Source organism: Serratia sp. (in: enterobacteria), assembly GCF_046715635.1.
In the GTDB taxonomy this organism is placed as follows: Bacteria; Pseudomonadota; Gammaproteobacteria; order Enterobacterales; family Enterobacteriaceae; genus Chania.
Genome location: NZ_JBKJYW010000199.1, coordinates 1 through 21300, shown reverse-complemented (window position 1 = coordinate 21300; position 21300 = coordinate 1). Strand labels below are relative to the sequence as shown.

The following is a 21300-nucleotide window of genomic DNA, read 5'->3' as shown; positions in this document are numbered from 1 at the left end:
TAACAGACGTTGTCCAGTTTGCTGGATTTCTCAATGGGGGACATAGAAAGTTGAGCCTTTTGCTAAGATAGGGTCGTTCCTACCGTGGAACACCGCAATCCGTCCAATGTACTCCTGGAGGCCCGGCATTTGAAGGGTTATGCATAGCTATGGTGAAAACGATCGGCAAAAATCGGTTTTTAAGATAATGACCATCTGTATTGATTGTTTTTTTAGTGTTTAAATCTGAAAACGTCTCAGTTTTAAGCTTTATATTTCGATGAAAGTGCGTGTTACGTAAGGGGTTTTTATCAGTTAACCGGTGAAAGGCACATTGAGTCGCGCCAGAAAATCACCCGAGCCGCTTAAAAATAGTAATATGGGACTATTCTGGTTTCTTGTCTGTACCGACAATACCACACTGAGTTGGAGTAGAATTCCATTAGGTCCACTTCAGTAATTAACTTAAATCTTTTTTAAGTAATGGTCAGTGCAATTTAATAATCAAAAGTCTTACTGCTTGAATTTATTAAATTCCCTAATCGATGGACCGCTGGATATACGGAGGGTTGTTAATATTTTGTACAGAAAACAACAAGGCTGTCATGGTCTCTGGCGGGTAGGGATCGAGCTAACCGGGAGGAGAGAGGGGGATCTTGCCCCCGCAGGATTATCAAATCTTATAAGGGTAAGCACTTTTCGTCGTAACTTTCACCACTATCAATAAGCCGTTGCGATAGATCAAGGATAAAAAGCGATGCAGATAACGAAATATAAGTAATTTTTTTGCCCTCTTCTAATGAGTGGGGTACTGTCATAAGTGACGCATGCCCTTTTTAACTGCGTCTTAGAAATACACCAGGGTAGTTTGTAAATTAGAATTTAAAAAGTGAAGAAAACACTATGACAAGTGCAAATCGTCCGATACTTAATCTCGACCTCGATCTGCTAAGAACCTTTGTTGCTGTTGCTGATTTGAATACGTTTGCGGCGGCTGCCGTTGCCGTTTGTCGTACTCAGTCCGCAGTCAGTCAACAAATGCAGCGGTTAGAGCAATTGGTTGGCAAAGAGTTGTTCGCCCGTCATGGGCGCAATAAGTTGTTAACCGAACACGGTATCCAGCTTCTCGGCTACGCCAGGAAAATCCTGCGCTTCAACGACGAAGCCTGTGCCTCCTTGATGTACAACAATATCAACGGCGTTCTGACTATCGGTGCTTCTGATGATACTGCCGATACCATTCTGCCCTTCTTGCTAAACCGCGTGACGTCGGTCTATCCCAAGCTGGCGATTGATGTGCGGGTGAAGCGTAGCCCGTTCATGATCGACATGCTGAAGAACGGCGAAGTGGATCTGGCCATCACCACCGTGGATACCGAAGGGCATCCGCACATCGTTCTGCGCACGTCTCCAACGCTGTGGTACTGCTCGGCGGATTACCATTACCAGGCAGGGGAACCGATCCCTCTGGTGGTGATGGATGAGCCAAGCCCGTTCCGTGCGATGGCGATCAAGCACCTTGACGCTGCCGGTATTCCTTGGCGTATTGCCTATGTGGCCTCTACGCTGTCTGCGGTGCGTGCTGCGTGCCGGGCAGGTTTGGGGATCACCGTGCGGCCAATCGAGATGATGAGCCCAGATCTGCGAGTTCTGGGCGCGGCAGAAGGTTTACCGCATCTTCCTGATACTCAGTATGCGCTGTGCAAAGACATGAAGTGCGAGAGTGAACTCGCTATGGCGATCTTCAGTGCTGTGCAAAACGGCAGTGAGATTTACCATTTCGACGGCGGCGAATCTTCGGTGAGTGATGAAGGTTCCAGCCTGGCGGATAGCGAAGAGTAGCGTTTTATCCTAAGCGGGTTGTATTGAAAGTGACAAACCTCTGCCTCGGCGGAGGTTTTTTTTAGCTTAGAAAAACGGAAATAATGAATTTCAGCCTATTGAAGGTAAATTCAATGCTAAATGGGTATTTATTCATGATTCCTAGTAGGTAGAACCCGCACTTTTCCTGACTGTTCGTTTTTTATGCAGTGATAACAAAGAGTAAATGCCTGGAATTGGTGGGGTTATTTTGCTATTTTATGCTGTCGTTTTTTTACCTAAAATTGACAAAAATTGTAAAACTGCCACACTTTTTTTGAGGTTTTCTGCCTGAAACGTGTCCTGGATCAAAAAAATACCCCTAGGTAGTGAGTGGAACAACAGGGAATTCCTGAGAGAATGGTATAGTAAAAGTGAAATGAGCCCGTTGGCTTATAGCTATCTGTTTCCATTGAGCAATCAACTGACACGATTTAGCCTAAGCCAAGCGCATCATATGTTAATTAAATGCTTCGTATGTAAATTAGTGTGTAGATACTTTTGTCAAAGTTGACAGAAGGTTATAGAAAGGAGTAAAAAGCCCACAGTAAAACACTGCCTAACTCTCTGTAAAAGCAGCTTGTTTGTGTGGTTATTTATCCTTCCCTTAAATCGATGTGGTGCACTAACTGCCAGTGACAAGAGCAGAGCGATCGACGCCACTTTTGATGAGTAAGCATAGAGTATGTCAACAACCATTGAAGTCATCGCTCATCACTGGGCGTTCGCCGTATTTCTTATCATGGCTATCGGGCTCTGCGGCTTCATGCTGCTGGGTGCGTTCTTCTTGGGTGGGAGAGCCCAGGCTCGCTCCAAAAACACCCCTTATGAATCAGGGATCGACTCGGTCGGTACGGCGCGTATGCGTCTGTCCGCCAAGTTCTACCTGGTGGCCATGTTCTTCGTTATTTTCGATGTTGAAGCCTTATACCTGTTCGCCTGGTCGGTCTCGATTCGTGAGAGCGGTTGGGTAGGCTTCATCGAAGCCGCCATTTTCATTTTGGTGTTATTGGCTGGTCTGGTTTATCTGGTGCGTATCGGCGCATTGGATTGGACTCCAACGCGTTCCAAGCGTTTGAGCAAGCCAGGTACCATCAAAAACGCTAGCAACAGTCATCCGCAGTAACAGCGAGGCATTAAGATGGACTATACGCTCACCCGCATAGACCCGAACGGTGAGAACGACCGTTATCCCCTGCAAAAACAGGAGATCGTAGGCGATCCCCTTGAGCAGCAGGTTCACCGTACGGTTTACATGGGTAAACTCGAACATGCTTTGCATGACATGGTGAACTGGGGGCGTAAAAACTCTCTTTGGCCATATAACTTCGGCCTTTCGTGCTGTTATGTGGAAATGGTGACCTCGTTTACCGCCGTTCACGACGTGGCGCGTTTTGGTGCGGAAGTATTGCGTGCCTCCCCACGTCAGGCCGACTTTATGGTCGTTGCCGGCACCTGCTTTACCAAGATGGCCCCGGTTATTCAGCGTTTGTACGAGCAAATGCTGGAACCTAAATGGGTGATCTCGATGGGCGCCTGCGCCAACTCCGGCGGCATGTACGATATCTATTCGGTCGTCCAGGGCGTGGATAAATTCCTGCCGGTTGACGTGTATATCCCTGGCTGCCCACCGCGCCCGGAGGCTTACATGCAGGCACTGCTGCTGCTGCAGGAATCCATTGGCAAAGAACGTCGCCCGCTGTCGTGGGTCGTTGGCGATCAGGGCGTGTACCGCGCCAATATGCCATCAGAAAAAGAACGTAAGCACGCCGAGCGTATTGCGGTAACCAACCTTCGGTCGCCTGACGAGATTTAAGACGTTCATTTAACGTCCATCTTAGTGCGCTATTGGTTAACACAGCGAAAAGTTGAACTTGCGGCGAAATAACCCTTTAGTGTGGTGAAAAAAATTATGACAGATTTAACGACGCACGAAGCTCTGCCTGCATGGCATACCCGGGATCATCTCGATGATCCGGTGATCGGCGAACTGCGCAACCGTTTTGGGCCGGAAGCCTTTACTGTTCAGCCCACCCGTACCGGAATGCCCGTGGTATGGGTCAAGGTTGAGCAGTTGCTGGAAGTAATGACGTTTTTAAGAAAACAGCCGAAGCCGTACGTTATGCTGTTCGACCTGCATGGCATGGACGAGCGTCTTCGTACCCACCGTGAAGGCTTGCCTGCCGCGGACTTCTCTGTTTTCTACCATCTGATTTCTGTCGAACGTAACCGTGACATCATGCTGAAAGTGGCGCTGTCTGAAAAAGACCTGCATGTGCCCACAGCAACCAAGATTTTCCCGAATGCCAACTGGTATGAGCGCGAAACCTGGGAAATGTTCGGTATTACCTTCGACGGCCACCCGCACCTGACGCGCATCATGATGCCGCAGACTTGGGAGGGCCATCCACTGCGTAAAGACTACCCGGCGCGCGCCACCGAATTCGATCCCTTTGTGTTGACCAAACAGAAAGAAGATCTGGAGATGGAATCGCTGAAGTTCAAGCCGGAAGAGTGGGGCATGAAGCGCGGCACCGAGAACGAGGACTTCATGTTCCTTAACCTTGGCCCGAACCACCCGTCTTCACACGGTGCATTCCGTATTATTCTACAGCTGGACGGTGAAGACATCGTCGACTGTGTGCCGGACGTGGGTTACCACCACCGTGGCGCAGAGAAGATGGGCGAACGCCAGTCCTGGCACAGCTTTATCCCGTATACCGACCGCATCGAATACCTCGGCGGCTGTGTAAACGAAATGCCTTACGTACTGGCGGTGGAAAAGCTGGCCGGGATCGTGGTGCCGGATCGTGTCAACACCATCCGCGTGATGCTGTCTGAACTGTTCCGCATCAACAGCCACCTGCTGTACATCAGTACCTTTATCCAGGACGTGGGCGCCATGACCCCGGTGTTCTTCGCCTTTACCGATCGGCAGAAAGTGTACGATCTGGTGGAAGCGATTACCGGTTTCCGTATGCACCCGGCCTGGTTCCGTATTGGTGGCGTGGCGCACGACCTGCCGCGTGGCTGGGATCGTCTGCTGCGTGACTTCCTGGACTGGATGCCGAAGCGCCTCGATTCCTATGTGAAAGCCGCGCTGCACAACACCATTCTGAAAGGGCGTTCTGTCGGCGTCGCTTCTTACAACGCGAAAGAAGCGTTGGAATGGGGTGTGACCGGTGCTGGCCTGCGTGCTACCGGCGTTGAGTTTGACGTGCGTAAATGGCGTCCCTACTCCGGCTATGAAAACTTCGATTTCGAAGTTCCGGTCGGCGACGGCAACAGCGACTGCTATACCCGCGTGATGCTGAAAGTGGAAGAGCTGCGCCAGAGCCTGCGCATTCTTGAGCAGTGCCTGAACAACATGCCGGAAGGCCCGTTCAAGGCCGATCATCCGCTGACCACGCCGCCGCCGAAAGAGCGCACGCTGCAACATATTGAAACGCTGATCACCCACTTCCTGCAGGTTTCCTGGGGCCCGGTGATGCCAGCCAACGAATCATTCCAGATGGTTGAAGCCACGAAAGGGATCAACAGCTACTACCTGACCAGCGACGGCAGCACCATGAGCTATCGCACCAGGATACGTACGCCAAGCTATGCTCACCTGCAGCAAATCCCTGCGGTGATCCGTGGCAGCCTGGTCTCTGACCTGATCGTCTATCTGGGTAGTATCGATTTTGTAATGTCAGATGTGGACCGCTAACTATGCATGATCTTAAAGACACTCACGTGAGTCACGATGCGCTTGAGGCCACCCATGCAGCCGCTCCCCAGAGCGGCGCTGATGCATTTGTGCTGAGTGCGGAAGAGCGTGATGCGATCGAGCACGAAAAGCACCATTACGAGGATCCTCGCGCCGCCTCCATTGAAGCACTGAAGATCGTGCAGAAGCAGCGTGGCTGGGTTCCGGATGGGGCGATTTATGCCATCGCTGAAGTGCTGGGCATCCCAGCCAGCGACGTAGAAGGCGTGGCCACGTTCTACAGCCAGATTTTCCGCCAGCCAGTAGGACGCCACGTGATCCGTTACTGTGACAGCGTGGTTTGTCACATCAACGGCTACCAGGGCATTCAGGCCGCGCTGGAAAAGAAACTCAACATCAAGCCGGGCCAGACGACCTTCGACGGTCGTTTCACCCTGCTGCCGACCTGCTGCCTGGGTAACTGCGACAAAGGCCCGAGCATGATGATCGATGAAGATACTCATGCTCACCTGACGCCAGAAAACGCGGTCGAACTGTTGGAGCGGTATAAATGATGATTGATATCAAACGTACTGCCGAAATGCATCCGCTGACCTGGCGCCTGCGCGATGACCAACAGCCGGTATGGCTGGATGAATATCGCAGCAAAAACGGTTACCAGGGCGCGGAAAAAGCGCTGAAAGGCATGGCCGCCGACGACATCGTCACCCTGGTGAAAGATGCCGGGCTGAAAGGTCGTGGTGGTGCAGGTTTCTCCACCGGTTTGAAGTGGAGCCTGATGCCGAAAGACGAATCCATGAATATCCGTTACTTACTGTGTAACGCCGATGAAATGGAGCCGGGCACCTATAAAGACCGTCTGCTGATGGAGCAACTGCCACACCTGTTGGTGGAAGGCATGTTGATTTCGGCATTCGCGCTGAAAGCCTACCGGGGTTACATCTTCCTGCGTGGTGAATACGTTGAGGCCGCAGTGCACTTGCGCCGTGCGATTGCCGAGGCGACAGAAGCGGGCCTGCTGGGCAAAAATATCATGGGCAGCGGCTTTGACTTCGAGCTGTTCGTCCACACCGGCGCTGGTCGCTATATCTGCGGTGAAGAAACGGCGCTGATCAACTCGCTGGAAGGCCGCCGTGCCAACCCGCGCTCCAAGCCGCCATTCCCAGCTTCCGTGGGCGTATGGGGTAAACCGACCTGCGTGAACAACGTAGAGACCTTGTGTAACGTGCCTGCCATCCTCGAGCATGGTGTGGACTGGTACAAAGGGATCTCCGCCGGTAAGAGTAACGACGCCGGTACCAAACTGATGGGCTTCTCTGGCCGGGTGAAAAACCCAGGCGTCTGGGAGCTGCCGTTTGGGACTACTGCGCGTGAAATTCTGGAAGATTACGCCGGTGGCATGCGTGATGGCCTGAAATTTAAAGCCTGGCAGCCGGGCGGGGCGGGTACCGATTTCCTGACCGCCGATCACCTGGATCTGCCAATGGACTTCGAGCACATCGGTAAAGCGGGCAGTCGTTTAGGTACGGCGCTGGCGATGGCGGTGGATCACGAAATCGGCATGGTTCCCCTGGTGCGTAACCTGGAAGAGTTCTTTGCCCGTGAGTCCTGTGGCTGGTGTACACCGTGCCGTGACGGCTTGCCGTGGAGCGTGAAGATCCTGCGTGCTTTGGAAAATGGCGAGGGCCAGCCGGGGGATATCGAAACCCTTGAGCAGCTGTGCCGTTCCCTTGGCCCAGGTAAAACCTTCTGCGCCCATGCGCCAGGTGCCGTAGAGCCACTGCAAAGCGCGATTAAATATTTCCGTGAAGAGTTTGAAGCCGGGATTTCCCCACAGTACTTGGGCAATCTCCAGGCGGTTGGCGGCATTCAGCCAAACAACTTGTTGAAGCAACGCTGGTAATCCCGCTTTGCCTGGGTGCGGTGAGCGCGCCCTGAAACACGGCCAGAATTTTTGATTAACGCCTGCCTTATGGGCAGGCCACTTGGAAGCATGCTGACTATGGCTACGATTCATGTAGACGGCAAAGAATACGACGTAGATGGAGCCGACAACCTGTTGCAGGCGTGTCTCTCCCTCGGCCTCGATATTCCTTACTTTTGCTGGCATCCGGCGCTTGGAAGCGTCGGCGCTTGCCGCCAATGTGCGGTAAAGCAATACCAAAACGCGGACGATACGCGTGGCCGTTTGGTGATGTCCTGTATGACACCGGCATCCGATGGAACCTTTATTTCCATCGATGACGCAGAAGCCAAACAGTTCCGTGAGAGCGTGGTCGAGTGGTTGATGACCAACCACCCGCACGACTGTCCGGTATGTGAAGAGGGCGGTAACTGTCACCTGCAAGATATGACAGTAATGACCGGCCACAGCTTCCGTAAATATCGCTTCAGTAAGCGCACCCACAACAACCAGGAACTGGGGCCATTTATCTCGCACGAGATGAACCGTTGCATCGCCTGTTACCGTTGCGTGCGTTACTACAAAGACTACGCGGATGGCACCGATTTCGGTGTATACGGCGCACACGACAACGTCTATTTCGGTCGTCCGGAAAGCGGCACGCTGGAAAGCGAGTTCTCCGGTAACCTGATAGAAGTGTGCCCAACCGGCGTATTCACCGACAAAACCCACTCCGAGCGCTACAACCGTAAGTGGGACATGCAGTTTGCCCCGAGCATCTGCCAGCAGTGCAGCATTGGTTGTAACACCAGCCCGGGTGAGCGTTATGGTGAACTGCGCCGTATCGAAAACCGTTACAACGGCAGCGTAAACCACTATTTCCTGTGTGACCGTGGCCGCTTTGGTTATGGCTATGTGAACCAGAAAGATCGCCCTCGTCAGCCGCAGCAACTGCGTGGCAATGACTGGATCACCCTGAACGCCGAGCAGGCGATGCAGGGCGCGGCAGATATTCTGCGTCAGGCCAACAAAACCATCGGTATCGGTTCACCGCGTGCCAGCCTGGAAAGCAACTTTGCGTTGCGTGAACTGGTCGGTGCCGAGAACTTCTATACCGGCATCAATCAGGCTGAACAACAGCGCCTGAACCTGATGCTCAATGTGTTGAAAAACAGCGGCGTTTATACGCCTAACCTGCGCGAAATCGAAAGTTACGACGCGGTGTTGGTACTGGGTGAAGATTTGACCCAAACCGGCGCTCGTATCGCGCTGTCGGTACGTCAGGCAGTGAAAGGTAAAGCTCGCGCGATGGCTGCGGCACACCGCGTTGCCGATTGGCAGATCGCGGCGGTGCAAACCATCGGGCAGCACGCCAAACACCCGCTGTTCGTCACTAACGTCGATAACACCCGTCTGGACGATATCGCCGCCTGGAACTACCGTGCGCCGGTGGATGAGCAAGCCCGTTTAGGCTTCGCCATTGCCCACGCGCTGGATGAGTCCGCCCCGGCGGTGACCGATCTGGCCGAAGATCTGAACAAGAAAATTGACGTGATCGTGCAGGCCCTGGCCGGTGCGCAGAAACCATTGATCATCACCGGCAGCAATGCGGGGAGCGAAGCGATCATTGAAGCTGCGGCCAACATTGCCAAGGCGTTGAAAGGTCGCGGTGCCAATGTCGGCATCACCTTCGTCGCCGCCGCTGCCAACAGCATGGGCCTGGCGATGATTGGCGGTGGCTCGCTGGACGAGGCACTGGTGCAACTGGAAAGTGGTTCTGCTGATACCGCCATCGTGATGGAAAACGATCTCTATCGTCACGCCCCGGCGGCCAAAGTGGATGCCGCATTGGCCAAGGTCAGCAACCTGATCGTTGCCGATCACCAGCGCACCGCCATCATGGATAAAGCCAACCTGATCCTGTCTGCGGCCAGTTTTGCAGAGAGCGATGGTACCTTGGTTAGCCAGGAAGGCCGCGCACAGCGCTTCTTCCAGGTCTACGATCCGGCTTATTACGATGATGCCAAGAAAAATATCTACAGCGTGATGCTGGAAAGCTGGCGTTGGATGCACTCGCTGCACTCCACCTACACCAGCCGCCAGGTTGACTGGACTCAGCTCGATGACGTGATTGCCGCCTGCGTGAGCGCATTGCCGCAGCTGCAAGGTATTGTCGAAGCTGCGCCAGATGCCACCTTCCGCATCAGTGGTCAGAAGCTGGCCCGTTCTCCGCACCGCTACAGTGGCCGCACCGCGATGCGTGCCGATATCAGCGTGCATGAACCGCGTCAGCCGCAGGATAAAGACACCATGTTCGCCTTCTCGATGGAGGGGAACAACAGCCCGCTGGCTGACCGTCAGCAGATCCCATTTGCCTGGGCACCAGGTTGGAACTCACCGCAGGCATGGAACAAGTTCCAGGCCGAAGTGGGCGGCAAACTGCGCCATGGCGATCCGGGTATCCGCCTGATCGAAGCAGGGGAGGGCAGCCTCGGTTACTTCACCACTATTCCTGCGGCGTTTAAAGCCGAAGGCTGGCGTGTTGCGCCGTATTACCACCTGTTTGGCAGTGACGAAATGTCACAGCGTTCCGATGTGATCCAACAGCGTATGCCCCAGGCATACGTGATGGTTAACGTTGCCGACGCCGCACAGCTTGGTGTCAATGCCGGTGCCTGGGTCGAGTTCAGCTGTGCGGGTCAAACGCTCCGTTTGCCGGTACGCCTGAGTGAAACCCTGAGCCAAGGCCAGGTTGGTTTGCCGCTCGGCTTGCCAGGGATCCCGCCGGTACTGGTGGGTGCGAAGGTTGAAAATCTGCGGGAGGCGGCACTATGAGCTGGTTGACACCTGAGGTGATCGACATCCTGATCGCCGTGTTGAAAGCGGTGGTGATCCTGTTGGTCGTGGTCACCTGCGGGGCGTTTATGAGCTTCGGCGAACGCCGTCTGCTGGGCCTGTTCCAGAATCGTTACGGACCAAACCGTGTCGGCTGGGGTGGTTCGCTGCAGCTGGTCGCCGACATGATCAAAATGTTCTTCAAAGAAGACTGGGTTCCGACCTTCGCCGACCGCATGATCTTTACGCTGGCCCCGGTGATCGCCTTTACCTCGCTGCTGTTAGCCTTTGCCATCGTGCCGGTCAGCCCGACCTGGTCGGTGGCCGATCTCAACATCGGTATTTTATTCTTCCTGATGATGGCTGGCCTGGCGGTGTATGCCGTGCTGTTCGCCGGCTGGTCCAGTAACAACAAATACTCGCTGTTAGGGGCGATGCGTGCTTCGGCACAAACCCTGAGCTACGAAGTGTTCCTCGGTCTGTCCGTGTTGGGTGTGGTGGCGCAAGCCGACTCGTTCAACATGCAGGCGATTGTTGAATCACAGGCGCACATCTGGAACGTCATTCCGCAGTTCTTTGGTTTCATTACCTTTGCGATTGCCGGTATTGCGGTATGTCACCGCCATCCGTTTGACCAGCCGGAAGCTGAGCAGGAACTGGCTGACGGTTACCACATTGAATACTCCGGGATGAAATTCGGTCTGTTCTTCGTGGGGGAATACATCGGTATCGTGACCGTGTCCGCCCTGATTGTGACGTTGTTCTTCGGCGGCTGGCAGGGTCCATTCCTGCCGCCATTCATCTGGTTCGCACTGAAAACGGCCTTCTTCATGGTGATGTTCATTCTGATCCGTGCTTCGTTGCCGCGCCCGCGTTATGACCAGGTGATGTCTTTCGGCTGGAAAATTTGCCTGCCGTTAACGCTGCTGAACCTGCTGGCAACCGCCGCGGTCATTTTGTACAACGCTCAATAAGGGGTGAATAAACCATGACATTGAAAGAGTTATTGGTTGGTTTCGGCACCCAGGTGCGCAGCATTTGGATGATTGGCTTGCACGCCTTCGCCAAACGCGAAACCCAGATGTATCCGGAAGAACCGGTTTACCTGCCGCCGCGCTACCGTGGCCGCATCGTGCTGACGCGCGATCCGGACGGTGAAGAGCGCTGCGTGGCCTGTAACCTGTGTGCGGTTGCCTGCCCAGTTGGCTGTATCTCCCTGCAAAAAGCAGAGCAGAAAGATGGCCGCTGGTATCCGGAGTTTTTCCGCATCAACTTCTCACGCTGCATTTTCTGTGGTCTGTGTGAAGAGGCTTGCCCAACCACCGCGATCCAGCTGACGCCGGATTTCGAAATGGGTGAGTTCAAGCGCCAGGATCTGGTGTACGAAAAAGAAGATCTGTTGATCTCGGGGCCGGGTAAATATCCGGAATATAACTTCTACCGGATGGCCGGTATGGCGATTGACGGCAAAGCCAAAGGCGAAGCCGAAAACGAAGCCAAACCGATCGACGTCAAAGGTCTGTTGCCTTAAGGAGCCAGCAAGCATGGAAATTGCCTTTTATCTGGCAGGGTTCATTGCGATTATCGCGACCATTCGCGTCATCTCGCATACCAATCCTGTGCATGCGCTGCTGTATCTGATCGTCTCTTTACTGGCGATCTCGGCAGTCTTTTTCTCACTGGGTGCCTACTTTGCGGGTGCTCTGGAAATCATCGTCTACGCCGGTGCCATTATGGTGCTGTTCGTGTTCGTGGTCATGATGCTCAACCTCGGTAACGCGGTGCAGCAGCAAGAACGCGATTGGCTGAAGCCTGCCGTCTGGATTGGCCCTGGCCTGCTGTCACTGATCTTGCTGGTGGTGCTGATTGTGGCGATCCGCAGCGTGTCCGATCAGGGCATCACCGGTGAGATGGTGGACGCCAAAGCGGTCGGGATCAGCCTGTTTGGTCCTTACGTGCTGGCGGTTGAGCTGGCTTCAATGCTGCTGTTGGCGGGCCTGGTGGTTGCCTTCCACATTGGTCGTGAGCACAAACCGGGTGAAGTGTTCAGCAATACCCCGGCAAGCAGCGAAATGGCGAAAAGAAAATCGGAGGACCAAGCATGATCCCTCTTCAACATGGGCTGATCCTGGCGGCGATCCTGTTCGTCCTGGGGCTGACTGGCTTGATGTTACGCCGTAACCTGCTGTTTATGCTGATCAGTCTGGAAGTGATGATCAACGCTGCGGCGTTGGCGTTTATCGTGGCGGGTAGCTATTGGGGCCAGACCGACGGGCAGGTGATGTACATCCTGGCCATCAGTCTGGCGGCAGCCGAGGCCAGTATCGGCCTGGCGTTGCTGCTACAGCTTTACCGTCGTCGGCATACCCTGGATATTGACACTGTCAGTGAGATGCGCGGATGAACCTATTATATTTAACTATTCTGCTACCGCTGATCGGGTTCCTGCTGTTGGCATTTTCCCGTGGTCGCTGGTCTGAAAACACCGCAGCTACCGTTGGCGTGGGGTCGATTGGCCTGGCGGCAGTGGTCACGGCGTATGCGGCGATCGATTTTCTTGGTCAAAGGGCCGCGGGCGTGCAGCTGTATGAGCAAAGCCTGTGGAACTGGATGAACGTGGGTGACTTCAACGTCGGCGTCACCCTGGTGCTGGACGGCCTGTCGCTGACCATGTTGTCAGTGGTCACCGGCGTCGGCTTCCTGATCCACATGTATGCTTCCTGGTATATGCGTGGTGAAGAGGGCTATTCCCGCTTCTTCGCTTACACCAACCTGTTTATCGCCAGCATGGTGGTATTGGTACTGGCAGACAACCTGCTGCTGATGTACCTGGGTTGGGAAGGTGTGGGCCTGTGCAGCTACCTGTTGATCGGTTTCTACTACAAAGATCCGGCCAACGGCGCGGCGGCAATGAAAGCCTTCATCGTTACCCGCGTGGGCGACGTGTTCCTGGCCATTGCGCTGTTCATCCTGTACCACGAACTGGGTACGCTGAACATCCGTGAACTGATGGTGCTGGCACCACAGAAACTGGCGGTTGGCGATACGGCGTTGACCTGGGCAACCCTGATGTTACTGGGTGGCGCGGTCGGTAAATCGGCTCAACTGCCGTTGCAAACCTGGCTGGCAGATGCGATGGCGGGTCCAACCCCGGTATCTGCATTGATCCACGCGGCAACCATGGTTACCGCGGGCGTCTACCTGATTGCCCGTATGCATGGCCTGTTCCTGATGACGCCGGAAGTGCTGAATTTGGTCGGTATCGTGGGTGGCGTTACGCTGCTGCTGGCGGGCTTTGCTGCGCTGGTGCAGACCGACATCAAACGCGTGCTTGCCTATTCCACCATGAGCCAGATTGGCTACATGTTCCTGGCGCTGGGCGTGCAGGCATGGGATGCGGCCATCTTCCACCTGATGACCCATGCGTTCTTCAAGGCGCTGCTGTTCCTGTCCTCCGGTTCGGTGATCCTGGCCTGTCATCATGAGCAGAACATCTTCAAGATGGGTGGCCTGCGCAAGAGCATTCCGCTGGTCTATGTCTGCTTCCTGGTGGGGGGCGCGGCGCTGTCTGCTCTGCCTATCATCACCGCTGGCTTCTTCAGTAAGGATGAAATCCTGGCGGGTGCCATGGCGAACGGCCACTTCAACCTGATGATTGCCGGTCTGATTGGTGCATTCATGACCTCACTGTATACCTTCCGCATGATCTTCATCGTGTTCCACGGCGAAGAGAAAATCAAAGCGCATGCGGGCAAAGGTATTACTCACCACCTGCCACTGTTGGTTCTGATGGTGCTGTCCACCTTCGTCGGCGCGATGATTGTGCCGCCGTTGCAGGGTGTACTGCCGGAAACCACCGAACTGGCACACGGCAGCGTTCTGACGCTGGAGATCGCCTCTGGCGTGGTCGCTATCGTCGGGATCCTGCTGGCAGCTGCGCTGTGGCTGGGCCAACGTCGCCTGGTCAACAGCATCGCGAACAGCGCTCCGGGTCGTTTCTTCTCGACCTGGTGGTTCCATGCCTGGGGCTTCGACTGGCTGTATGACAAGGTGTTCGTCAAGCCATACCTGGGTATCGCCAAGCTGCTGCAAAGCGATCCGCTGAACTCGCTGATGAACCTGCCTGCGCTGTTCTCCCGCTGGGGGAACCGTGGCCTGACGGTGAGTGAGAACGGTCAGATCCGCTGGTATATCGCGTCTATGGGTGTGGGTGCAGTGCTGGTACTGGCTCTGTTGATTTTGGTTTAACTGAATAATTTAAACAGACGCATTTTGGGTTCGGCCCTTGTCGAACAAGGGCCCGATACAAGTTTTTTAGATTATTCATATAAGGGACACAAAACGCCATGCTATTACCTTGGCTAATTCTTATCCCCTTTATCGGCGGTCTGCTGTGCTGGCAGTGCGAGCGTTTCGGTACTAAGGCGCCGCGCTGGATAGCGTTGATCGCAATGGGGCTGACGTTGGCGCTCTCTCTGCAACTGTGGTTGCAGGGGGGCTATTCGTTGATAAAACCGCTGGGCATGCCGCAGTGGCAGTCTGAGTTTATGTTGCCGTGGATCCCGCGCTTTGGCATCAGCATTCACCTGGCGCTGGACGGCCTGTCACTGCTGATGGTGGTGCTGACCGGTTTCCTGGGCGTGCTGGCGATCCTCTGTTCCTGGCGTGAAATCCAGAAGTATCAGGGCTTCTTCCACCTGAACCTGTTGTGGATCCTGGGCGGTGTGATCGGCGTGTTCCTGGCCATCGACCTGTTCCTGTTCTTTTTCTTCTGGGAAATGATGCTGGTGCCGATGTACTTCCTGATCGCCTTGTGGGGTCATAAAGCATCGGATGGTAAAACCCGTATCACTGCAGCAACCAAGTTCTTCATCTACACCCAGGCCAGTGGTCTGGTAATGCTGATTGCGATCATGGGGCTGGTATTTGTGCACTACAATGCGACCGGCGTGTGGACCTTCGACTACGAAGATCTGCTGAAAACCCCGATGTCGCACAACGTTGAATACCTGTTGATGCTGGGCTTCTTCATTGCGTTTGCGGTGAAAATGCCGGTGGTGCCATTGCACGGCTGGTTGCCAGATGCACATAGTCAGGCACCAACGGCGGGTTCTGTCGACCTGGCAGGGATCTTGCTGAAAACGGCGGCCTACGGCCTGTTGCGTTTCAGCCTGCCGCTGTTCCCGAATGCGTCCGCTGAGTTTGCCCCGATCGCCATGTGGCTGGGTGTGGTGGGTATCTTCTACGGTGCCTGGATGGCGTTCGCACAGACCGATATCAAACGTCTGATTGCCTACACCTCGGTTTCCCATATGGGCTTCGTGCTGATCGCCATCTACACCGGTAGCCAGCTGGCTTACCAGGGTGCGGTTATCCAGATGATCGCTCACGGTCTGTCTGCGGCCGGTATGTTCATCATCTGTGGCCAGCTGTACGAACGTCTGCATACCCGCGATATGCGTCAGATGGGCGGCCTGTGGGGACGTATCAAGTACCTTCCTGCGCTGTCACTGTTCTTCGCGGTGGCAACCCTGGGGATGCCGGGTACCGGTAACTTCGTCGGTGAATTCATGATCCTGTTCGGCAGCTTCCAGGTTGTGCCAGTGATCACCGTGATTTCTACCTTCGGTCTGGTGTTTGCTTCGGTTTACTCGTTGATCATGATGCAGCGTGCTTACTACGGCACCCCGAAATCTGATCAACCGTTGCCGGGCATGACCGCACGTGAACTGTTTATCATTCTGCTGTTGGTGGTACTGCTGGTGCTGCTGGGTGTCTATCCTCAGCCAATCCTCGATACCTCAAGTGCGGCGATGAGCAACGTGCAACACTGGTTTGGTCCGTCAGTTTCAGCAATTTCAACAACAAGGCCGTAATTCGCCATGACAATAACTCCTCAACAACTGATCGCACTGTTACCGCTGTTGATCGTCGGATTGACGGTGGTGGTTGTGATGCTGTGCATTGCGTGGCGACGCGACCACTTTATCAACGCCACCCTGACAGTGATCGGTCTTAACCTGGCGCTGCTTTCACTCTACTTTGTTGGCCAGGTAGGCCCAATGGACGTCACCCCGCTGGTGCGGGTTGACGGTTACTCGATGTTCTATACCGGGCTGGTGCTGCTGGCGAGTCTGGCAACCTGTACCTTCGCCTATCCATGGCTGGTGGGTTACCCGGATAACCGCGAAGAGTTCTACCTGCTGGTGCTGATTGCCGCCATGGGTGGCATTCTGCTGGCGAGTGCCAACCACCTGGCTTCACTGTTCCTGGGTATTGAGCTGATCTCACTGCCGCTGTTTGGTCTGGTGGGTTATGCCTACCGCCAGAAGCGTTCGCTGGAAGCGGCCATCAAGTATATGGTGCTGTCTGCGGCGGCCTCGAGCTTCCTGCTGTTCGGCATGGCGCTGCTGTACGCCGAGTCCGGTGACCTGTCACTGGCAGGCCTGGGCAAGAGTATGCAAGAGAACATGGTGCATCAGCCGCTGATCCTGGCAGGCATGGGCATGATGATCGTCGGTCTGGGCTTCAAACTCTCCCTGGTACCTTTCCAGCTGTGGACGCCGGATGTGTATCAAGGGGCACCGGCGCCGGTTTCAACCTTCCTGGCTACCGCCAGTAAGATTGCGATCTTCGCGGTGGTGATGCGTCTGTTCCTGTATGCACCTGCTGCCGACAATGAAGCGCTGCGGATGGTGTTGTCGATCATCGCCGTGTGTTCGATCCTGTTCGGTAACCTGATGGCGCTCAGCCAGACCAACATCAAGCGACTGCTGGGTTACTCCTCGATCGCTCACCTGGGCTACCTGCTGGTGGCGCTGGTTGCGGTGCAAACCCACCAGCTGTCGCTGGAAACCGCCGGGGTTTATCTGGCGGGCTACCTGTTCAGCAGCCTGGGTGCCTTCGGTGTGGTTAGCCTGATGTCCAGCCCGTACCGTGGCCCGGATGCCGACTCGCTGTTCTCCTATCGCGGCCTGTTCTGGCACAAGCCAATCCTGTCAGCGGTTATGACGGTGATGATGCTGTCCTTGGCCGGTATCCCGATGACGCTGGGCTTTATCGGTAAGTTCTTCGTGATTGCGATGGGCGTCAGTGCTCACCTGTGGTGGTTGACCGGTGCCGTGGTGCTGGGTAGTGCAATCGGTTTGTACTACTACCTGCGTGTGACCGTCAGCCTGTTCCTCAGTGCACCGGAAACTCTGGTTCGCGATACGCCAAACAACTGGGCGTTGACCGCTGGTGGTGTGGTGGTGCTGATCTCTGCCGCGTTGGTGCTGTTGTTGGGTATCTACCCGCAACCGTTGATCACGCTGGTGCAGATGGCACAGCCGATGTTCTGATTAATCTCGAGCTAGACAACAAGGGTCGCCCAATGGCGGCCCTTGTTTATTTGTAGCCAGAATTGTTCATAGGGGCTCTGCATGCTGCGCCCGTTTTTGCTTGAGAGTAGCTCTCAAGCTTATTTGTAGCAGGCAATCCATTTTGCGCAGAAATGCTGGTATTCTTGCCCAGTGCCGCTAACACATCTCCGACGGTGAAAACCGCCAAGCAAGAGATTATTTGCAGCCCGATTGGGCCGCATTCTGGGGAAATCATGATTGCTTTATGGATGGTTGCTGCCAGCGTGTTTTTCGCGTTGATGGGAGCTTGCATCAAACTGGCTTCGGTGAAGGTCGGTTTTTTCGATATCGTTTTTTACCGCTCAGCGATCAATGTGGCCATCGTGGCAGCGCTGATTAAAGTTAAAAATATTGGTTTTCGCACCCAGCATCTTGGCTTGCACATGAAGCGCGCTGCGATCGGCAATGCGGCCATGTATTGCGGTTTCTATGCGCTGATCCATCTGCCTATTGCCACCGCCACGACGCTGGGCTATACCAACCCGATTTTCCAATCGGTGATCACCTTTGTCACGGCCAGAGGTCAGTTGACCGGTAAGCTGCTATTTTCGGTGCTGCTGGGTTTTGTGGGCATCCTGATCATGCTGCGTCCTGACATGCCAAACGGGGAATATACCGCGACTCTGATAGGCCTGCTCTCCGGATTGCTGACGGCGCTGGCCTATTTCAACGTCGGTAAACTGGTGCGTACCGGGGAGCCTGAACTGCGTGTGGTGTTCTACTTCTCGCTGGTCGGCACCTTGTTTGGCGTGGTGATGACGGCGATTGTCGGCTTCGCGGCGTTGGATGCCACCAGCCTGTTGTACGTCTGCGCCATCGGCGTATTCGGCAGCTTGGGGCAGATCACCATGACCCGCGCCTATGGCGGCGGCAATGCGGTCACCGTCGGTATTCTTTCTTACAGCACAATCATTTTCTCCACGCTGCTCGGTTATCTGATTTTCGCCCAGACCCTGTCGTTTATCGCCGCGGCGGGTATGGTACTGATCATTGTTTCCGGCGCGCTGGCCATATCACGCCGTGCGTCAGCTAAAAAGGTGGAAGCGGCTTCGGTGTAATTTTGTTGCAGGTGGTTAGAGACGTCTTTCTTGGACAGAAAACACTCACTTTTTGTGGTTAAAATCACATTATTGTGATTTTCATGCATTAAATTGCATGATTGATGTGATTTTTATCACATGTGGTGCTCTGATTTCGCGTAAACTAGGTGGATTATTTTTAGCGGATCAGGATTATGAACGTCATTTTTGCCATTGCGGTAACTACCGGTATTCTCTCCGGCGTATGGGGCTGGGTTGCCATCAGCCTTGGGCTAATCAGTTGGGCGGGCTTTCTTGGCTGCACGGCCTATTTTGCCTGCCCGCAAGGTGGCCTCAAGGGCTTGGCGATCAGCACACTGACCTGCTTGAGCGGCGTGTTCTGGGCGATGGTCATCATTCACGGCAGCGCGTTGGAACCCGCCTGGAGCATTCTGGGCTACCTGCTGACTGGCATAGTCGCCTTCCTGATGTGTATTCAGGCCAAACAGCAATGGCTTGGCTTTGTTCCCGGGACTTTTATCGGTGCCTGTGCCACCTTCGCCGGTGACGGCAACTGGCCATTGATCACGGTCTCGCTGCTGGTCGGCTTACTGTTTGGCTACGCCATGAAAAACAGTGGCTTGTGGCTGGCTGCGCGCCGTAAATCCCCCTCGGTAGCGCTGACCGAACAAGCCTCCACCGACGCCTGAAAGGGCGTCCGTTTCTTGTCTTGCCCTTTTTTTAATCAACATTCCGATGGCGTGTATCCAGGTCATGTCCTACCATGGGACTACGACCAAGGGTTGTTGATGGCTAAGCAACGTTGAATTGACTAATAACGGAGAGCTTAAAGATGGCGATAAACCGAGACGAGAACCAAACGACGCTGGATGACGATCTGAGAATGCTGAGTGACACTCTGCAAGAAGTGTTGGATTACTCTGGCGATCGAGCCGATCAGGCTTATACGGATATCAAAGCCCATGCCGAGCGGGCGCTAAAGGACATCAAGTCGCGTCTGGCAAATAGCTCAGAATGTTATTACGTGCGGGCGAAAGAGGTGGCATGTCGTGCCGATGACTATGTCCGTGACAAGCCTTGGCATAGTGTAGGTATTGGTGCCACGGTAGGCTTGGTGCTTGGGCTATTGCTGGCCCGTAAGTAAAAGCAATAGGGGGCGCTAACCGTATTTCATACCGCAACCACACAAGCCTGAGGCAGGTGGGGATCATACAGGTTAGCCGACCGTTGAGCGCATGGACGCGCGATACGAGCCCCCAGGGATGGGTTTACGGCGTGTCGGCGTTCTGTATGATCCCCGCCTGTAGCACTATTAGTTGCAGCTATTTAGCTAACGTATTATTTAGCTATTATCCTTCAGATACGTTTAACTCATCAGCCGTTAGCGGCGCAAACACCTCATCAATATTAAGTAATTCGCCGCGGTCAGCTTGAGCAATAGATTCGGCTAATGCTGCTTGCAGGTTATGTACCTTTATCAGCAGATCGTCAAACTTGTTTTTGGCGATCTGCTCGGGTATTTCTTCCATGTATCACCTACTGGCTGTGATGGGATAAATATCCATTATAGCCAGAACAAAAAACAATCACCAAATTGGCATCAACGCCCCAGTATCACCTCCACCTGGTAGGTTTTAGCCTCCTCAGCCAAGGTAATTACCGCTTCCTGCTGCAGCACACCATCAATAATCACCTGAGTTTCTCCTTCCCCTTGGCGTAGGGTGAAGTGATATTCACTTTCCCCTTCACGGTAGGTTAAGGTGACCGGCGGCCAATCTGCCGGTAAGCGGGTGTGGATGGAAAGCGTATTGCCGTGGCGTTTTAGCCCCAGCAGCGACTCGATGATTAACCGATACATCCAGCCCGCCGAGCCGGTATACCAGCTCCATCCTCCACGCCCAACGTGCGGGGCGACCGCGTAAATATCGGCAGTGGCGACATAAGGTTCGACCTTGTAGCGCTCCGCTGCGGTGCTATCCAGGCTGTGGTTGATGGGGTTAATCAGCGCCATCAGTTCCCAGGCGCGCTCGATATTGCCCATCTCGGCGAACGCCATCACCGCCCATACCGCCCCGTGAGTGTATTGACCGCCGTTTTCCCGCACGCCGGGCAGGTAACCCCGGATGTAGCCGGGATTCGGGCCGTTGCCGTCAAATGGCGGGGTCAGCAGTTTGATGATGCCGGCCTGGTCGTCCACCAGGTGCTTATCCAGAGATTGCATCGCCTGTGCGCTGCGCTCCTTGTCACCCGCACCGGAAAGGATCGACCAACTCTGGGCTATGGCATCAATGCGACACTCTGCCGCTTGGTGTGAACCCAGCGGCTCCCCGCTATCGAAGTAACCACGGCGATACCATTCGCCATCCCAGGCGTTGCTGTGCAGGTTGGCACGCAGTTTTTCTGCTTCCTCGCGGCACAGTTCTGCCAGCTCCAGATCGCCGCGGCGGGTGGCCAGTTTGCCGTAACGTTGCAGAATATAGAACAGGAAGAAGCCCAGCCAAACGCTCTCACCCCGGCCTTCCAACCCCACCATGTTCATGCCGTCGTTCCAGTCACCGGCCCCCATTAGCGGCA

19 protein-coding genes are annotated in these 21300 nt (G+C 54.6%); 17 read left to right on the top strand and 2 right to left on the bottom strand.

Going from position 1 to position 21300, the window contains the following annotated elements; all coding sequences use genetic code 11:
- Nucleotides 1-882: 882 nt before the first annotated feature.
- From lrhA to elaB, 17 genes are all read left to right on the top strand, one after another.
- The gene (gene lrhA / locus ACLQ7H_RS09920; protein WP_411752510.1) at nucleotides 883-1821 is read left to right on the top strand and encodes a transcriptional regulator LrhA; all 939 of its coding nucleotides are present in this window, start codon (nucleotides 883-885) and stop codon (nucleotides 1819-1821) included.
- 703 nt (nucleotides 1822-2524) lie between these two features.
- Entirely contained in the window at nucleotides 2525-2965 is a 441-nt protein-coding gene (locus ACLQ7H_RS09915; protein WP_411752509.1) for an NADH-quinone oxidoreductase subunit A, read from the top strand.
- A gap of 15 nt (nucleotides 2966-2980) precedes the next feature.
- Nucleotides 2981-3655, top strand: coding sequence for a NuoB/complex I 20 kDa subunit family protein (locus ACLQ7H_RS09910; protein WP_024529592.1), 675 nt, complete (start codon nucleotides 2981-2983; stop codon nucleotides 3653-3655).
- Nucleotides 3656-3751: 96 nt separating this feature from the next.
- On the top strand, nucleotides 3752-5548 hold the full coding sequence (nuoC, locus tag ACLQ7H_RS09905; RefSeq protein WP_024529593.1) for an NADH-quinone oxidoreductase subunit C/D: 1797 nt from the start codon (nucleotides 3752-3754) through the stop codon (nucleotides 5546-5548).
- Between the two features lie 2 nt (nucleotides 5549-5550).
- Complete coding sequence (nuoE, locus tag ACLQ7H_RS09900; protein ID WP_411752508.1) at nucleotides 5551-6102, top strand: NADH-quinone oxidoreductase subunit NuoE; 552 nt, start codon at nucleotides 5551-5553, stop codon at nucleotides 6100-6102.
- Nucleotides 6099-7451 (top strand): NADH-quinone oxidoreductase subunit NuoF, encoded by a 1353-nt coding sequence (gene nuoF, locus ACLQ7H_RS09895; protein WP_411752507.1) that lies wholly within the window; start codon nucleotides 6099-6101, stop codon nucleotides 7449-7451. Before nuoE ends, nuoF begins: the two co-directional genes overlap by 4 nt.
- A gap of 99 nt (nucleotides 7452-7550) precedes the next feature.
- Nucleotides 7551-10286, top strand: a complete 2736-nt coding sequence (nuoG, locus tag ACLQ7H_RS09890) for an NADH-quinone oxidoreductase subunit NuoG (protein WP_411752506.1) — start codon at nucleotides 7551-7553, stop codon at nucleotides 10284-10286.
- The gene (nuoH, locus tag ACLQ7H_RS09885; protein WP_411752505.1) at nucleotides 10283-11260 is read left to right on the top strand and encodes an NADH-quinone oxidoreductase subunit NuoH; all 978 of its coding nucleotides are present in this window, start codon (nucleotides 10283-10285) and stop codon (nucleotides 11258-11260) included. The genes nuoG and nuoH overlap by 4 nt, the downstream gene beginning before the upstream one ends.
- A gap of 14 nt (nucleotides 11261-11274) precedes the next feature.
- Nucleotides 11275-11817, top strand: coding sequence for an NADH-quinone oxidoreductase subunit NuoI (gene nuoI, locus ACLQ7H_RS09880; RefSeq protein ID WP_004947256.1), 543 nt, complete (start codon nucleotides 11275-11277; stop codon nucleotides 11815-11817).
- A gap of 13 nt (nucleotides 11818-11830) precedes the next feature.
- On the top strand, nucleotides 11831-12391 hold the full coding sequence (gene nuoJ, locus ACLQ7H_RS09875; RefSeq protein WP_021805989.1) for an NADH-quinone oxidoreductase subunit J: 561 nt from the start codon (nucleotides 11831-11833) through the stop codon (nucleotides 12389-12391).
- Entirely contained in the window at nucleotides 12388-12690 is a 303-nt protein-coding gene (gene nuoK, locus ACLQ7H_RS09870; protein WP_021178516.1) for an NADH-quinone oxidoreductase subunit NuoK, read from the top strand. Before nuoJ ends, nuoK begins: the two co-directional genes overlap by 4 nt.
- Complete coding sequence (nuoL, locus tag ACLQ7H_RS09865) at nucleotides 12687-14534, top strand: NADH-quinone oxidoreductase subunit L (protein WP_411752504.1); 1848 nt, start codon at nucleotides 12687-12689, stop codon at nucleotides 14532-14534. Before nuoK ends, nuoL begins: the two co-directional genes overlap by 4 nt.
- Before the next feature lie 98 nt (nucleotides 14535-14632).
- Complete coding sequence (gene nuoM, locus ACLQ7H_RS09860) at nucleotides 14633-16162, top strand: NADH-quinone oxidoreductase subunit M (RefSeq protein ID WP_411752503.1); 1530 nt, start codon at nucleotides 14633-14635, stop codon at nucleotides 16160-16162.
- A 6-nt stretch (nucleotides 16163-16168) separates the two neighbouring features.
- On the top strand, nucleotides 16169-17626 hold the full coding sequence (gene nuoN / locus ACLQ7H_RS09855; RefSeq protein ID WP_411752502.1) for an NADH-quinone oxidoreductase subunit NuoN: 1458 nt from the start codon (nucleotides 16169-16171) through the stop codon (nucleotides 17624-17626).
- A 254-nt stretch (nucleotides 17627-17880) separates the two neighbouring features.
- On the top strand, nucleotides 17881-18744 hold the full coding sequence (locus ACLQ7H_RS09850; protein WP_411752501.1) for a DMT family transporter: 864 nt from the start codon (nucleotides 17881-17883) through the stop codon (nucleotides 18742-18744).
- Between the two features lie 176 nt (nucleotides 18745-18920).
- Complete coding sequence (locus ACLQ7H_RS09845; protein WP_411752500.1) at nucleotides 18921-19415, top strand: DUF1097 domain-containing protein; 495 nt, start codon at nucleotides 18921-18923, stop codon at nucleotides 19413-19415.
- A gap of 143 nt (nucleotides 19416-19558) precedes the next feature.
- Nucleotides 19559-19870, top strand: coding sequence for a stress response protein ElaB (gene elaB, locus ACLQ7H_RS09840; protein ID WP_260512905.1), 312 nt, complete (start codon nucleotides 19559-19561; stop codon nucleotides 19868-19870).
- A 205-nt stretch (nucleotides 19871-20075) separates the two neighbouring features.
- Here elaB and ACLQ7H_RS09835 read toward each other — a convergent pair whose 3' ends face one another.
- Both ACLQ7H_RS09835 and ACLQ7H_RS09830 read right to left on the bottom strand, forming a co-directional pair.
- Nucleotides 20076-20255 carry a hypothetical protein gene (locus ACLQ7H_RS09835; RefSeq protein ID WP_411752499.1) on the bottom strand — a complete coding sequence of 60 codons (180 nt, stop codon included), beginning with the start codon at nucleotides 20253-20255 and terminating at the stop codon, nucleotides 20076-20078.
- A gap of 71 nt (nucleotides 20256-20326) precedes the next feature.
- Nucleotides 20327-21300 (bottom strand): GH36-type glycosyl hydrolase domain-containing protein (locus tag ACLQ7H_RS09830; protein WP_411752498.1); only part of this gene is annotated, 974 nt, incomplete at its 5' end.